At 71.6% G+C, this 12,604-nt stretch carries 19 protein-coding genes and 2 pseudogenes; 12 read left to right on the top strand and 9 right to left on the bottom strand.

Annotated features, from left to right (window positions below; all coding sequences use genetic code 11):
• The 8 genes and pseudogenes from KHP12_RS35550 (at position 1) to KHP12_RS35515 (ending at position 4,560) form a co-directional block, all read left to right on the top strand.
• The gene (locus KHP12_RS35550) at positions 1–969 is read left to right on the top strand and encodes a DnaJ C-terminal domain-containing protein (protein ID WP_210609204.1); all 969 of its coding nucleotides are present in this window, start codon (positions 1–3) and stop codon (positions 967–969) included.
• Positions 966–1,355, top strand: a complete 390-nt coding sequence (locus KHP12_RS35545) for a chaperone modulator CbpM (RefSeq protein ID WP_086885198.1) — start codon at positions 966–968, stop codon at positions 1,353–1,355. The genes KHP12_RS35550 and KHP12_RS35545 overlap by 4 nt, the downstream gene beginning before the upstream one ends.
• A gap of 80 nt (positions 1,356–1,435) precedes the next feature.
• Positions 1,436–1,624: pseudogene (locus tag KHP12_RS35540) on the top strand (ClpB D2-like domain containing protein); the annotation flags it as partial.
• A gap of 116 nt (positions 1,625–1,740) precedes the next feature.
• A complete protein-coding gene (locus KHP12_RS35535; RefSeq protein WP_086885212.1) occupies positions 1,741–2,004 on the top strand; it encodes a UBP-type zinc finger domain-containing protein in 264 nt (87 codons plus the stop codon).
• The gene (locus KHP12_RS35530; protein ID WP_211834084.1) at positions 2,004–2,474 is read left to right on the top strand and encodes a cyclic nucleotide-binding domain-containing protein; all 471 of its coding nucleotides are present in this window, start codon (positions 2,004–2,006) and stop codon (positions 2,472–2,474) included. The genes KHP12_RS35535 and KHP12_RS35530 overlap by 1 nt, the downstream gene beginning before the upstream one ends.
• A 149-nt stretch (positions 2,475–2,623) precedes the next feature.
• Positions 2,624–3,202, top strand: a complete 579-nt coding sequence (locus tag KHP12_RS35525; protein WP_211834083.1) for an Hsp20/alpha crystallin family protein — start codon at positions 2,624–2,626, stop codon at positions 3,200–3,202.
• A gap of 72 nt (positions 3,203–3,274) precedes the next feature.
• Positions 3,275–3,706: a DUF2267 domain-containing protein gene (locus tag KHP12_RS35520; protein ID WP_086885201.1), complete on the top strand. Its 432-nt coding sequence runs from the start codon at positions 3,275–3,277 to the stop codon at positions 3,704–3,706.
• An 83-nt stretch (positions 3,707–3,789) separates the two neighbouring features.
• Complete coding sequence (locus tag KHP12_RS35515) at positions 3,790–4,560, top strand: IclR family transcriptional regulator (RefSeq protein WP_211834082.1); 771 nt, start codon at positions 3,790–3,792, stop codon at positions 4,558–4,560.
• 3 nt (positions 4,561–4,563) lie between these two features.
• Here the strand turns inward: KHP12_RS35515 and KHP12_RS52995 are convergent, their stop codons facing one another.
• Positions 4,564–5,010, bottom strand: a complete 447-nt coding sequence (locus tag KHP12_RS52995; RefSeq protein ID WP_244203312.1) for a citrate/2-methylcitrate synthase — start codon at positions 5,008–5,010, stop codon at positions 4,564–4,566.
• Here KHP12_RS52995 and KHP12_RS35505 point away from each other — a divergent pair.
• On the top strand, positions 4,975–5,154 hold the full coding sequence (locus KHP12_RS35505; protein WP_211834081.1) for a hypothetical protein: 180 nt from the start codon (positions 4,975–4,977) through the stop codon (positions 5,152–5,154). The two genes, KHP12_RS52995 and KHP12_RS35505, sit on opposite strands and share 36 nt — an antisense overlap.
• Positions 5,155–5,232: 78 nt before the next feature.
• Here the strand turns inward: KHP12_RS35505 and KHP12_RS35500 are convergent, their stop codons facing one another.
• Positions 5,233–6,135 carry an alpha/beta fold hydrolase gene (locus KHP12_RS35500; protein WP_086885203.1) on the bottom strand — a complete coding sequence of 301 codons (903 nt, stop codon included), beginning with the start codon at positions 6,133–6,135 and terminating at the stop codon, positions 5,233–5,235.
• A 150-nt stretch (positions 6,136–6,285) separates the two neighbouring features.
• Between KHP12_RS35500 and KHP12_RS35495 the strand changes: the two genes are divergently transcribed.
• From KHP12_RS35495 to KHP12_RS35485, 3 genes are all read left to right on the top strand, one after another.
• On the top strand, positions 6,286–7,173 hold the full coding sequence (locus tag KHP12_RS35495) for a LysR family transcriptional regulator (RefSeq protein WP_211834080.1): 888 nt from the start codon (positions 6,286–6,288) through the stop codon (positions 7,171–7,173).
• A gap of 70 nt (positions 7,174–7,243) precedes the next feature.
• Positions 7,244–8,320: a tartrate dehydrogenase gene (locus KHP12_RS35490; RefSeq protein ID WP_211834079.1), complete on the top strand. Its 1,077-nt coding sequence runs from the start codon at positions 7,244–7,246 to the stop codon at positions 8,318–8,320.
• A gap of 107 nt (positions 8,321–8,427) precedes the next feature.
• Positions 8,428–8,910 carry a MepB family protein gene (locus tag KHP12_RS35485; protein WP_211834078.1) on the top strand — a complete coding sequence of 161 codons (483 nt, stop codon included), beginning with the start codon at positions 8,428–8,430 and terminating at the stop codon, positions 8,908–8,910.
• A 112-nt stretch (positions 8,911–9,022) separates the two neighbouring features.
• Here the strand turns inward: KHP12_RS35485 and KHP12_RS53530 are convergent, their stop codons facing one another.
• The 7 genes and pseudogenes from KHP12_RS53530 to KHP12_RS35460 form a co-directional block, all read right to left on the bottom strand.
• A complete protein-coding gene (locus KHP12_RS53530) occupies positions 9,023–9,100 on the bottom strand; it encodes a 50S ribosomal protein bL37 (RefSeq protein ID WP_370443954.1) in 78 nt (25 codons plus the stop codon).
• 131 nt (positions 9,101–9,231) lie between these two features.
• Positions 9,232–9,768 (bottom strand): zinc-binding dehydrogenase, encoded by a 537-nt coding sequence (locus KHP12_RS35480; protein ID WP_244203313.1) that lies wholly within the window; start codon positions 9,766–9,768, stop codon positions 9,232–9,234.
• Between the two features lie 91 nt (positions 9,769–9,859).
• Complete coding sequence (locus KHP12_RS52530; protein ID WP_276328673.1) at positions 9,860–9,982, bottom strand: hypothetical protein; 123 nt, start codon at positions 9,980–9,982, stop codon at positions 9,860–9,862.
• 2 nt (positions 9,983–9,984) lie between these two features.
• A complete protein-coding gene (locus KHP12_RS35475) occupies positions 9,985–10,254 on the bottom strand; it encodes a MerR family DNA-binding protein (RefSeq protein WP_276328674.1) in 270 nt (89 codons plus the stop codon).
• Positions 10,255–10,397: 143 nt separating this feature from the next.
• A complete protein-coding gene (locus KHP12_RS35470) occupies positions 10,398–10,622 on the bottom strand; it encodes a hypothetical protein (RefSeq protein ID WP_037946845.1) in 225 nt (74 codons plus the stop codon).
• Between the two features lie 481 nt (positions 10,623–11,103).
• Positions 11,104–11,527 (bottom strand): annotated as a pseudogene (locus KHP12_RS35465) (transposase); the annotation flags it as partial.
• A 297-nt stretch (positions 11,528–11,824) separates the two neighbouring features.
• On the bottom strand, positions 11,825–12,553 hold the full coding sequence (locus tag KHP12_RS35460) for an SDR family oxidoreductase (protein WP_086885208.1): 729 nt from the start codon (positions 12,551–12,553) through the stop codon (positions 11,825–11,827).
• Positions 12,554–12,604 lie beyond the last annotated feature (51 nt).

Below are 12,604 nucleotides of genomic sequence, written 5' to 3'. Positions count from 1 at the left end.
ATGGCACGGGACTACTACGAGGTGCTGGGGGTGTCCCGGGGCGCGAGCCAGGACGAGATCCAGCAGGCGTTCCGCACCCAGGCCCGCAAGTACCACCCGGATGTGAACAAGGACCCGAACGCCGAGGAGCGGTTCAAGGAGCTCAACGACGCCTACAGCGTGCTCTCCGACCCGAAGACCCGGGCCCGCTATGACCGGTTCGGCGAGGACTACCGCAAGATCCCCGAGGACTGGGAGGAGCGGGTCGGCGCCGGTGTCGGCGGCGGAGGCGGCGGATTCCGCGGCTGGACGACCTCCGGGGACGGGGACCGGGTCCGGTTCGTCCGTGGCTTCGGCGACGACGTCGCGGGCGGCGGAGTGGACTTCGAGGACCTGTTCGGCGCGTTCTTCGGCGGCGGCATGGGGGGCCGGGGCGGAGGCCGCATGGACATCCCCGGGGCCGACCAGGAGGCGGAGCTGCCGCTCACCGTCGAGGACGCGTACCACGGCGGCCGCCGCACCGTCACCCTGGCCGGGCCGACGGGGCAGCGCAGCTTCGAGGTCGACGTACCGCCCGGCGTCGTGGATGGCCAGCGCATCCGGCTGGCCGGGCAGGGCGGCCGGGGCACCGGTGACGCACCGGCCGGGGATCTGTATCTGCGGGTGCGGATCCTGCCGCATCCGCGGTTCCGGCTGGAGGGCCGGAACGTCCACATCCACCTTCCGGTGTCCCCCTGGGAAGCCGCGCTCGGCGCGACCGTCCCCGTACCCACGCCCGGCGGCACCGCCAAGGTGACCGTCCCGCCCGGCACCTCCACCGGCCGCAAGCTGCGGCTGCGCGGCGAGGGCATGCCCAACCCCCGCGGCCCCGACGGCGATCTGTACGCCGAGATCCGCATCATGGTGCCGCCCCACCCCGGCGCCCGGGAGCGGGAGCTGTTCGAGGAGCTGGGCCGCACCTCCTCCTTCGACCCCAGGAGTGAGCGATGAGCACGCACGTACCCGGGACCGTCACGGCCACCCGCCACCTGCCCGTGACGTCCGTCCACTACGAGCTGGTGCCCGCGCGCAGGCTGTCCCTGGAGACCGTGGCCGGCCGCACCGGGCTCCACCCCGACCTGATCCGGCGCTTCGTCGCCCTCGGCCTGATCGACGCCGAACGCGACGCCGCCGGACGGCTGGTGTTCGCCCTCGACGCCCCGGCGGCGCTGGGCCGCGTCGAGCGGCTGCACACCGGGCTCTGCCTGAACTACGCCTCCATCGGCCTGGTGCTCGATCTGCTCGACCGCATCAACCGGCTCGAAGCCGCACTGCGCCGCAGCGGCGCGAGGAGTGAAGAACCAGGCGCGAGGAGTGAAGAACCACCATGGACATGAACCGCCTCGCCCAGAAGTCCCAGGAAGCCCTCCAGAACGCCCAGACCAGGGCCCAGGATTACGGCCACACCGAGATCGACGACCCGGTCTACGGCGCCCGCCCGCTGCGCCGCTACATCTCCCACGAGGTCGAGACCCGCATCGGACGCGCCCTGCTACGCGGCGACGTCCAGGAAGGCACCACCGTCAAGGTCGACGGCCGACACGGCGAACTGGTGGTCACCTACGAGCGGCACCCGGAGATCGCCGGACTCGGGAAAGCCGCGTGAGCCCGATGCCGCACCGGACCGTCCCGCCATCGGCCGCACCCTCCGGACCGCCGCGCGGTTCGAGGTGCGGGCCGTCCCGTCCCTGCTCATCCTGGAAACGAGAAAGGGTGAACGCCATGGCCATCGAGCCCGATCCGCATCTGTCGATGGTGCGCCCGGTCTCCCCGCGCAGCCCCGAGGGGTGCGAGGAGTGCCTGCGCCTGGGGTCCCCCTGGGTCCATCTGCGGCTCTGCCTGACCTGTGGACACGTGGGGTGCTGCGACTCCTCGCCGCTCAAGCACGCCCGGGCCCACGCGTACGCCGAGGAACACCCCATCGTCGAGCCCATGGAACCGGGCGAGACCTGGCGGTGGTGCTACGCCCACGAGGCCATGGCCTGATGTCGGGCGAGGACCGTTCCCCGGACACCGCACCGGAGGGAGCGGCACCGGACGAGACCCCGGATCTGCCGGACGAGACCCCGGATCTGTACGGCGCGTTTCCGCGGCTGACGGACCAGCAGATCGCGTTCCTCTCCGGGCACGGCACCCGCCGGTCGGTGGCGGCTGGTGAGGCGGTCATCCGCGAGGGCGACCGGGGCACGGACTTCCTCGTCGTCCTCAGCGGCACCATCGCGATCACCGAGCAGCACGGCACCCCGGACGAGCGGGTGCTGAGGGTGCACGGCCCGGGGCGCTTCCCCGGCGAACTGGCCCTGCTCCAGGGGCAGGCGGCCTTCTTCGCCGCCCACGTCCGGGAGGCCGGGGAGGTGCTGGCCGTCCCGGTGGACCGGCTGCGGGTGCTGGTGGCCCGCGTCTGCCGGGGGTCTTCGCCGCCGGTGATGTGCGCAGCGGCTCGGTCAAGCGGGTGACCTCGGCGGCCGGCGAGGGGGCGATGGCCGTCCACCACGTCCATGACCACCTCGGCCACACCGCCGCCGACCTCACCCGCCCGACCGCCGATCCGATACCCATCCGCTCCCCATCCACATCCACTCCATACGACCGGAGGTGAACGGCGATGAGCACACCCGTACGACGACACCAACCGCAGCGCCAAGGCGCGATGGACCGCCCCCGGGTCTGGGTGCGCAATCCGCTGGCGGAGTTCGACGACCTGCTCAGCCAGATGGGCGGTTTGCTCGAATCCACGGTCGGGGGGGCCGCGGTGCCCGGACTCGCGACGTGGACACCCGCCGCCGACGTGACCGAAGGGGACGAGGCGTACCACGTCGAACTCGAACTCCCCGGCGTGCGGCGCCAGGAGATCGACATCGAGGTCAACGGCCAGGAGCTGACCGTCACCGGGGAGATCAAGGAACGGGAGCGCAAGGGCGTCCTGCGCCGCGGCGGGCGCCGCACGGGTCGTTTCGAGTACCGGCTGCGGCTCCCGAGCGAGGTGAACACCGAGGGCGTCAAGGCGGCCATGTCCGAGGGCATCCTCACGATCACCGTGCCCAAGGCGGAGACCGCCAAGCCCCGCCACATAGAGATCACCGAGAGCATCCAGGGCGAGAGCCGACAGCAGCAGGAGCCCCAGCAACAACAACAGCAACAGCAACAGCAACAGCAACAGCCGCAACAGCCGGGAGGCTTCTGAGGCTCTCCCACCCCTCGCAGCGGCCCTCCGCGTCGCCGGGCGGCCGCCGCGGGCACCGAAAGGACGAACACGATGGTTGCGACAGGCTTTCCCGCGTTCGACACGACCGTCGACAAGACCAACCGGCTCCTCAAGGAGATCGAGGACGCGTACGGCTGGCCCAAGGAGCGCCGTAAACAGTCCTACGCCGCCCTGCGCACGGTGCTGCACCAGCTGCGGGACCGGCTGACGGTGGACGAGGCCGTCCAGTTCGGCGCACAGCTCCCGATGCTGGTGCGCGGCATCTACTACGAGGGATGGAGACCGGCGGAGACGCCCGTGAAGATGCACAGCGAGGAGTTCTTCCAGCGGATCCGGCACGACTTCCCGTACGCGATCCAGGGCGACACCGAACAGCTGGTCCACACCGTCCTGGAGGCCCTGCAACGCCATATCAGCGCGGGCGAGTGGGATGATCTCCGGGGCCGGATGCCCGCCGACCTGGCCACGGTCATTCCGGCGTAGCCGACTCCCACCCCCCTTGGACCGCCTGGTGGTACCGTCGCACCGATAGGTGGCTTATGCGGTGTGCGGCGAGGAGGACGGCGATGGGGACGGCGGCCGGAGAGGGCGGCGAGGGCGTACGGAGCGTCCTGCGCGCACTGGATCTGCTCGCCCTGTTCGACGACACCCACCGCTCCCGCAGCGTACGGGAGTTGACCGACGCCACCGGGCTGGCCAAGTCCACCGTGGTGCGGCTGGTGGCCACCCTCGAACAGCGCGGGCTGCTGTGGAGCCGGGGGGACGGCCGGCTCACCCCCGGCGCGGGTCTGCTGCGCTGGGCGGCGCTCGCCCAGGACGCCTGGCGGCTGCCCCCGGAGGCGGTGGAGTGTCTGCGTGTCCTCTCGATCCGGTCGGGTGGCGAATCCTCCCGGATCTACATCCGCCAGGGCGGCTCCAGGGTGTGTGTGGCCCAGCACGAGGGCACCCAGCAGCTGCGCCATGTGGTGCGCATCGGCGAGGAGATGCCCCTGTGGGCCGGTGCCTCCGGGCACGTCCTGCTCATCGGCGGCTCGTCCCGGACCCTGAGCCGGGTGGCCGCGGCGGCCGGGCGCGGCCCCGACTTCACCTCCGTCCTGGCGACCCGGGCGCGCCTCGCCGCGGAGCGGGGCTGGGCGGTCAGCCACGGTGAGCGCGAGGACGGGGTGTCCGCCGTGGCCGCCCCGGTCACCGACGCGACCGGGCAGGTCGTCGCCGCGGTGGGGCTCGGCGGGCCCACCAGCCGCTTCACCGAGGAGCGCGTGGAGTCGTTCCGCCCGGCGCTGGCCGAGGCCGCGAAGCGGCTGTCGGAGCTGGGGTTCCTCGGCGGGAGCGGCTGACGTTCAGGCGCTCCCGGCGCCGTTCCCACCGCTCTCCGGCCGGTTGAGGTCCCGGGGCGCCGGGCCCTCGTAGGAGGGCAGCAGCCGCCGGGGCAGCGGGCCCTTGATCCTGGCTCCACCGGACTTCTCCTCCCAGGCGTGGGCGAGGATGCCCACGCTGCGGGAGAGCACGAACAGCCCGCGTCCGAGCTCGGGCGGAAAGCCGAGTTCGCTGTAGACGATGGCGGTGGCACCGTCGATGTTCATCGGCACGGGACGGCTGCGGCCCTCCGCCAGCGCCCGCTCCAGGGCCGTCCCGGCGCGCAGCGCCCAGCCCGGCGCCTCGCCGCCGAACTCTTCGACACCACGGTCCGGTTCAGCGCGGTCGGCATCGCCAACAACATCGGGACCGTGCTCACCGGCGGCCTCGCGCCCATGCTCGCGTCCGCGCTGCTGCTCTGGTTCGACCACAGCGTCACGGGCGTCGTCGTCTTCATCGCCCTGATGAGCGCGCTCACCGTGGCCACGGTGGCACTGGCGCGGGAGACGCGCGGGGCCGCCGACCCGGCCGAGGAGACGGCCGCACCGGAGCAGAACCTCCAGGCGGCGCCGTGACCCCCGATCGGGCACTTCCCTGGCCTCCCGATCGGGCACTTCCCTGGCCCCCCGATCGGGCACTCCCCTGGCCCCCGATCAGACACTCCCCGGGTCCGTGAGGAACGCCCGCAGATGGCGCAGCGTCTCCTCCGGCGCCTCCTCGGGAAGGTAGTGGTCGCACGGCAGGGCCTGCCCGCGCACATCGTCGGCGTAACCGCGCCAGACCTCCGGTACGTCGTAGTGGCGGCCGACGAAACCGTGCGCGCCCCACAGGGCCAGCAGCGGTGCGGTGACCCGGTGGCCCGCGGCGGCGTCCGCGTCGTCGTGGACCAGGTCGATGGAGGCGGCGGCGCGGTAGTCCTCGCAGCTGGCGTGGATGGCCGCGGGATCCGAGAAGCAGCGGATGTACTCGGCCTGGGCCGCCTCGTCGAACGGGGTTCCGCCCCGGTGGCGCGCCCCCATCCGGGTGCGGATCCAGAACGCGGGGTCCTGGCCGATGAGGTGTTCCGGGATGCCGTGGTCCGCCGCCAGGAAGAACCAGTGGAAGTAGCCGAGACCGAAGTCCTTGTCGGCGTGCTGGAAGACGTACCGCGTGGGCACGATGTCCAGGACCGCGAGCGCGGCGACCGCGCGCGGATGGTCGAGGGCCAGCCGGTGGGCGACCCGGCCGCCCCGGTCGTGGCCGACCACCGCGAACCGGTCGAAGCCCAGCTCCCGCATCACCAGCAGCTGGTCGCGCGCCATGGCCCGCTTGGAGTACGGGGTGTGCCCGGCGTCGGACGCGGGCTTGTCGCTGTCGCCGTAGCCGCGCAGATCGGCCAGGACCACGCGGTGGGTGGCGGCGAGCGCCGGGGCGATGTGGTGCCAGATCATATGGGTCTGCGGATAGCCGTGCAGGAGGAGGACCGGCGGCCCGTCCCCGGCGGTGCGTACGTTGATTCCCACACCCTCGACATGGACGGTGCGGCGGTCGAAGTCGCCCAGGGGCTGATCGCTCATGGTCCGATCCCAGCAGCCACCCGCGGTGCGCGTCCAAGACCCGTTGACGACAATCCTTATAAGCAACACCTATGGACGGGTGCGAGCGCCGACAGGTGCCGAGGGCGCGCCGACGGTGGCGGGAGTGGCGAGGCGCGGGGAGGCGGCGCGGTGGATGTGCGACAGCTGGAGTACTTCCTGGCCGTGGTGGACCACGGCGGGTTCAACCGGGCCGCCTCCGCGCTGTATCTGTCCCAGCCGTCCCTCTCCCAGGCCATCCGCGCCCTGGAGCGCGACCTGGGCAGCGACCTCTTCCACCGCATCGGCCGCCGGGCGGTCCTCACCGACGCGGGCACGGCCCTGATCGGACCGGCGCGGGATGCGGTGCGCAGTCTCCAGCTCGCGCGGGCCAGTGTGGAGTCGGTGCACGGGCTGCGCGGCGGCCAGGTGGACATCGCGGCCCCGCCCTCCCAGGCCGTCGAGCCGCTGACGGGGCTGATCGACCGCTTCGCCCGCGCCCATCCCGCGGTGTCCGTACGGGTGCAGGCCGCGTTCACCCCGCGCGATGTGACGGAGATGGTGCGCACCGGCGTGTGCGAGCTGGGGCTGCTGGCCTCCCCCGACCCCGTACCGCAGGGCGATGTGCGCACCTATCCGCTGTCCGAGCAGCGCTTCGTGCTGCTGACACCCCCGGACGGGCCGTTCCGCCCCGGGGTGCCGGTGCGCCATGAGCAGCTGTCCGGACACCGGCTGATCGTGGGCCAGAAGGGGACGGGGATGCGCCGCTACGTCGACGATCTGGTGGCCGAGGGCGTGGCGCTGACCGTCGTGGTCGAGACCGAGCACCGGGTGTCGATCCTGCCGCTGGTGCTGCGGGGCGTCGGCCTGGCGGTGGTGGCCGACGCCTGGCGCGGCCTCGCGGAGCGGGCGGGGGCCCTGGTCCTGGACCTGGAGCCGAGCACCAGTCTGCATATCGCCCTGGTCAGCCGGCGGGCCCCGCTGACACCGGCGGCGGAGGCGTTCGTCAACGCCGCCGTGGAATCTCATGGAACCTCATAGGGCGGGCCTATAAGACCCATGTGATCTGCGTCTTGGACGCGGAACTCGCTCCCCTGCTGCAATCCCCTCCATGACGAACCGCCGCACGACCACCACCCACCGCATCGCCCTGATCCCCGGCGACGGCATCGGCAACGAGGTCATCCCGGCCGCCCGCCGCGTCCTGGACACCGTCGCCGCCCGGCACGGCCTCGGCTTCACGTACGAGACGTACGACTGGTCCTGCGAGCGCTATGCCGACCTCGGCGCGATGATGCCCGACGACGGTCTTGACCAGTTGCGCGGCCATGACGCGATCCTGCTCGGCGCGGTCGGCCACCCCGGCGTCCCGGACCATGTCTCGCTGTGGGGGCTGCTGATCCCCATCCGCCGGGGCTTCCAGCAGTACGTCAATCTGCGCCCCATCCGCGTCTTCGAGGGCGTGCCCAGCCCGCTGCGCGACGCGGACCCCGGCGATGTCGACCTCGTCGTCGTCCGGGAGAACGTCGAGGGCGAGTACGGCGAGATCGGCGGCCGCCTCGGGCGGGGGCTCCCGGAGGAAATGGCCGTCCAGGAAGCGGTGTTCACCCGCAAGGGCGTCACCCGCGTCCTGGACTACGCCTTCGCCCTCGCCGAGCGGCGCGGCGGCCGGCTCACCTCGGCCACCAAGTCCAACGGCATCATCCACACCATGCCCTTCTGGGACGAGCTGGTGGCCGAACGCGCCACCGCGCACCCGGAGGTGGTCTGGGACCAGGAGCACATCGACGCCCTCGCCGCCAAGTTCGTCCTCGACCCGCGGCGCTTCGACGTCGTCGTGGCCTCCAACCTCTTCGGCGACATCCTCAGCGACCTCGCCGCCGCGGTCGCGGGCAGCATCGGCATCGCCCCCGCGGCCAACCTCAACCCCGAGCGCGACTTCCCCTCCATGTTCGAGCCCGTCCACGGCTCCGCGCCCGACATCGCCGGACGCGGGATCGCCAATCCGCTCGGCGCGATCTGGTCCGCCGCGATGATGCTCGACCACCTCGGCCACCCCGAGGCGGCCACCCGCGTCACCGACGCCATGGCGACCGTCCTGGCGAAGACCCCCGTCCGCACCCCGGACCTGGGCGGTACGGCCACCACCGAGGAATTCACCGACGCCCTGCTCGAACCGCTCCGATGACAGAATGACCGCATGGTGACAAATCAGCCACAGGCGGGGTTTAGCCATGGGCGGGGCTCCAGCCATGGGCGGGGCTCCATGGCGACCTGCTGGCGGCGAAGGCACTGGTGTACGACCCGAGCGGTTTTACCTGCTCGCCGCCGGTGCCCGAACCGGAGAGCGCCGAATACGCGGCGTGCGGGTTCACGCTCGACGGCCGTTCGGTCCGATTCCGGGTGGCCAAAACCACCCCGCCGAAGGTGGAGCAGTTCGTCACCGTGTGGCAGCGGTCCGAGAACGGGCCGATCCGCCCCTTCGACGCCGACGACGGGGTGGACCTCTTCATCATCAGCAGCCGGGACGACCGCGGCTTCGGCCAGTTCGTGTTCCCGTGCGCGGTGCTGTGCGAGCGCGGCGTCGTCTCCCGTGACGGCAGGGGCGGGAAGCGGGGGTTCCGGGTCTACCCGCCCGGCGGCGAGCCACTCCCCTCCCCACGCCACCGATACGCGGCTCCGCCGCACGGCAGGGGCTCCGCCGCACGGCAGGGGCACCGCCACACGGCAGGGGCACCGCCCCTGACCCCCGGGGTCCAGGGGCGGAGCCCCTGGTAACGGGAAGGGGCGGGGAGGGGAGTGGCTCGCCGCCGGGACTCCCCGCGCCCGGGCGCGGCGGCGCGCCACGCGCTCGGGGAGCCCGTCACCGTCACTCGGCAGAAGCCCCAGGTCAGGACTGGGGACGGCTACCGTGATTGGCTCCGTTCTTACGACGGGCCTTCTTCTTACGACGTCGCTTCGACGACATGTCGCCTCCTTTCCAGCAATACTTTCGCCCTATGTGTACCGATTACCTCGGCATCTCAAGCGATGATCGCGGCGCGCGTACCCAGCCCCCTGACACCTCACGCCCCTCCGTGAAACACCTCACGCCGCGCATCAGGCCAGGTCGAGGACGAAGCGGTAGCGCACGTCGTTGCGGGCCAGCCGGTCGAGGCTGGTATTGACGTCGTGCGCGGGCACGATCTCGGTCTCGGCGGTGATGCCGAGCTCGCCGCAGAAGTCGAGCATTCCCTGGGTTTCGCCGGTTCCACCGCTGCCCGCGCCGGCCAGGTTCTTCGCGCCGACGATCAGGCTGAGCGCGCTGAGCCGCAGTTCCTGCTCCGGGATGCCGACCAGGCACAGGGTTCCATCGATGGCCAGGGCGCTCAGACAGGGCTCCAGCGCGTGCGGCGCTCCGACGGTGCCGAGGATCAGGTCGAAGCGCCCCGTCTGCGCGGCCATCCGCTGCTCGTCCTGGGAGAAGACCACGTCGTCGGCGCCCAGTCGGCGTGCTTCGGTGGCCTTGTCGGGAGAGGTGGTGAACTGCACGACCTCGGCGCCCATGGCATGGGCGAGTTGGAGAGCGATATGGCCCAGGCCACCCATGCCGACTATGCCGACCGTCCGGCCGGGGCCGGTGCCCCAGCGGCGCAACGACCGCGCTGACCTCCCCGACGATCTCGTGACCCGCAACGAGCGGGAAGGCGGCCGGGTCGCCGTGGCGGATCGCGGACAGGTCGCTGGCTCACACACCGCAGTAGCGGACCCGCACCGCGATGTCCTTGTCCTGGGGCTTCCGGCGCTCGAAGTCCCACGGGGTCACGGCCGCGCCGGGTGCGTGAGCCGCCCATCCGCTGACCTTACGCATGCTCAATTCCCGTCTTTCACCGTTCGCGTTGCTCGCGCCGTTCGCGTCGTGCCGATCTCGTCCTCGCAGTCCAGACCACGCCGTTTCAGATCGCGGTGGTGCGCGATCTTCTCCCGCACGACCGCCAGGTCCTGACGCAACTGACCGATCTGCTCCTCGATGGCCGCGACGCGCCGCTCCAGGAGCGCCGTACGCCTGTCGTGCCACTCCAGGCCGGAGCCCATCCGCACGAAGGCCCGCACGTCGTCCACCGACATGCCGGTACGGCGCAGCGCGACACAGCGCGGATGCCGACCCGGTCCGGCGCGGAGGAGTCAGCCATACCCCCACGCTAGAAGCTGGAGTTGACTCCAGCGCAAATGTCCCGGCCCGCCGCTGGTGAGGGTGCGCCCGGTCCCTCCTCACCAGGGGAGGGCTACACCTCGTCGGCGGCGAACAGCTCGAGGTGCCCGCACTTGGGGCAGCGGAATGCCACTATCTGCCGTCGGGGTCGGCCCGTCCGCTTGGCACCCCCGAAAAATCCCCGCTCCATCGCCCCTTCGATCCAGCGCGCGTACCCGCGCGAGTGCTCGCCGGCGTCCTCGATGAAACCTTCCGCCAGGCCGACGGTGCCGCAGTGGGTGCACGTGTTGTTGTCCATCCCGTGAGTGTAGGAAACCGCGCGGCCAGGACGGACTCCAGGCCCGAGGCCACCAGCACGGCGCCCCTCCTGGCCGATGCGGATGTCCGCGCTCGGCAGGTCCGGGTCGACCGGCGCCGGGGGCAAAGCGACCCAGGGCGGTCAGCCACCCTGGGCGGCCCGCTCGATCAGCTCGACGACCGGCCCGTGCGCCAGGCCGTCCAGGGACTTCCGGTGCGGGGTGCGCGACGACCGCGTCGGCGGCCTCGTCGTTCGCGTCGCGAGCCAGGACGATGGCTTCGCGGGATGGGAGGGCTTGGGTAATGCAGGCGGGCGATTCCCAGCGGGACCATCTCCGAAATTCAGAGGCCCAAGCTGCGCCAGGCAAGCACTCTGCATGGACGACATATCGTCTGCCCCGTCCACACCGGCCGCACGCACAACCAGATTGAATCCAAGCCGATTACTGATAGACGTCGCGAACCTCCCCTAAGGAGTGCTTTCAGAAAGCTGGGAGTCTGCGGGCGAGGACCATGCAGTGAGCGAGTTGGAGAAACGCGTCGTGCATGTCGTCCCGCGACTCCCAGCGCATACGTAAGCGTCGCGGGCCATGAAGATGGGTGATAGCGGCTTCGGCAACCCACCGGACGCGGCCCAACCCCGACCCGGTGGGCCTGTCCGCGACGCGCGATCCGCGGAGTGATGCGTCGTTCGCGGAGCCGTCGGCGGTAGATGTCGTGGTCGTACCCGCGGTCGGCGTACAGCACTCCGGGCTTGCGGCGTGGCCGGCCCCGTTTACCCCGCACCGGTGTCAGTCCATCGACCAGCGGAAGGAGTTGGGTGACGTCATTGCGGTGGGCGCCGGTCAGTGATACCCGCAGCGGGATGCCGTTCCCGTCGGTCAGCACATGGTGTTTCGAGCCCGGCGCCAAGCTACATGTGTTGTCCTTCCGTGGTGGTCCCGGCCGCCGGTTGCCGGGCCGATCCCACAGCCGAATTTCGGACCGAGTCGCACCACCGGGTTCCCGAGGCGGTCCCGACCATCGGTTCCCAGACCGAACCCGGCCACTGGATCCCGGGCTGGTTCCGGCCACCGGTCCCCGGGGTGGCCTCACCAGCAGGCCCCGAGCCGACCCCCACCACCGGATCCCGGGGTGGCCGCGACCGAAGCCGCCGCCACCCCGCGCCGTGACCGGCCGGGCCGGTCACCAGGTCTGGGCCGGTCACCCGGCCGTGCGCCTCCGGATTGGGCGCATGGCCGCGGCGTAGAACTCCGCCGGGTCCTGGGCGAGGCCGGCCTTCGTGGTCCGGCTCCACTCGTCCGCGAGGACCTCGACGGCACCGTCGGCCAGGCCGTCGAGCGCGGCCCCGATGACCTCGCTCGGCTTGAGCTTGGGCCCGTCGTAGTCGCTCGTCATGTCGGTGGCGGCGGAGCCGAGGTGCACGCCCAGCACCTGCGTGCCCTGCCCGGCGAGTTCGACGCGCGTGCCGGCGGTCAGGCTCCACTCCGCCGCCTTCGCGGCCGAGTACGACGTGGCCCCGTCCCAGGAGAACCAGGACAGTACCGACAGGACGTTGATGATGGCCCCGCCACCGTTGCCGCCGAGGATGTCGGCGAAGGCGCGGGTGACCGTCAGCGTGCCGAAGAAGTTGACCTCCATCTCCCGGCGGACCTGCGCCAGGTCGCCGCGGATGAGGTTCTGGCCGGTCGCGATCCCGGCGTTGTTGACGAGCAGGGTCACGTCCCCCGCCTGCTGGGCGGCCCGCTCGATGCTCTCCGGGTCGAGCACGTCCAGTGCCACGGGCACGACGCCCGGCGTCGTGATGGTGCTGGTGTCGCGCGCGGCGGCGTACACCTTCTTGGCGCCCCGCTCCCTCAGCTGCTCGACGAATTCCCGGCCGAGGCCGCGATTGGCCCCAGTGACCAAAGCGACCGATCCCGCGATCTCCACGATGGTGTCCTTTCCTGTTGTGGTTCCGATCGCAGGGTAGAATCTGACACT

This window comes from Streptomyces asiaticus (assembly GCF_018138715.1).
Lineage (GTDB): Bacteria > Actinomycetota > Actinomycetes > Streptomycetales > Streptomycetaceae > Streptomyces > Streptomyces asiaticus.
Note: the sequence above shows the minus strand (reverse complement) of the source record. Positions and strands in the feature narration are given on the sequence as shown.

Coding starts and splice junctions, on each gene's coding strand:
- KHP12_RS35550 (WP_210609204.1), top strand. CDS start 1: ATGGCACGGGACTACTACGAGGTGCTGGGGGTGTCCCGGGGCGCGAGC.
- KHP12_RS35545 (WP_086885198.1), top strand. CDS start 966: ATGAGCACGCACGTACCCGGGACCGTCACGGCCACCCGCCACCTGCCC.
- KHP12_RS35535 (WP_086885212.1), top strand. CDS start 1,741: ATGGCCATCGAGCCCGATCCGCATCTGTCGATGGTGCGCCCGGTCTCC.
- KHP12_RS35530 (WP_211834084.1), top strand. CDS start 2,004: ATGTCGGGCGAGGACCGTTCCCCGGACACCGCACCGGAGGGAGCGGCA.
- KHP12_RS35525 (WP_211834083.1), top strand. CDS start 2,624: ATGAGCACACCCGTACGACGACACCAACCGCAGCGCCAAGGCGCGATG.
- KHP12_RS35520 (WP_086885201.1), top strand. CDS start 3,275: ATGGTTGCGACAGGCTTTCCCGCGTTCGACACGACCGTCGACAAGACC.
- KHP12_RS35515 (WP_211834082.1), top strand. CDS start 3,790: ATGGGGACGGCGGCCGGAGAGGGCGGCGAGGGCGTACGGAGCGTCCTG.
- KHP12_RS35505 (WP_211834081.1), top strand. CDS start 4,975: ATGCTCGCGTCCGCGCTGCTGCTCTGGTTCGACCACAGCGTCACGGGC.
- KHP12_RS35500 (WP_086885203.1), bottom strand. CDS start 6,135: ATGAGCGATCAGCCCCTGGGCGACTTCGACCGCCGCACCGTCCATGTC.
- KHP12_RS35490 (WP_211834079.1), top strand. CDS start 7,244: ATGACGAACCGCCGCACGACCACCACCCACCGCATCGCCCTGATCCCC.
- KHP12_RS53530 (WP_370443954.1), bottom strand. CDS start 9,100: ATGTCGTCGAAGCGACGTCGTAAGAAGAAGGCCCGTCGTAAGAACGGA.
- KHP12_RS52530 (WP_276328673.1), bottom strand. CDS start 9,982: ATGCGTAAGGTCAGCGGATGGGCGGCTCACGCACCCGGCGCGGCCGTG.
- KHP12_RS35470 (WP_037946845.1), bottom strand. CDS start 10,622: ATGGACAACAACACGTGCACCCACTGCGGCACCGTCGGCCTGGCGGAA.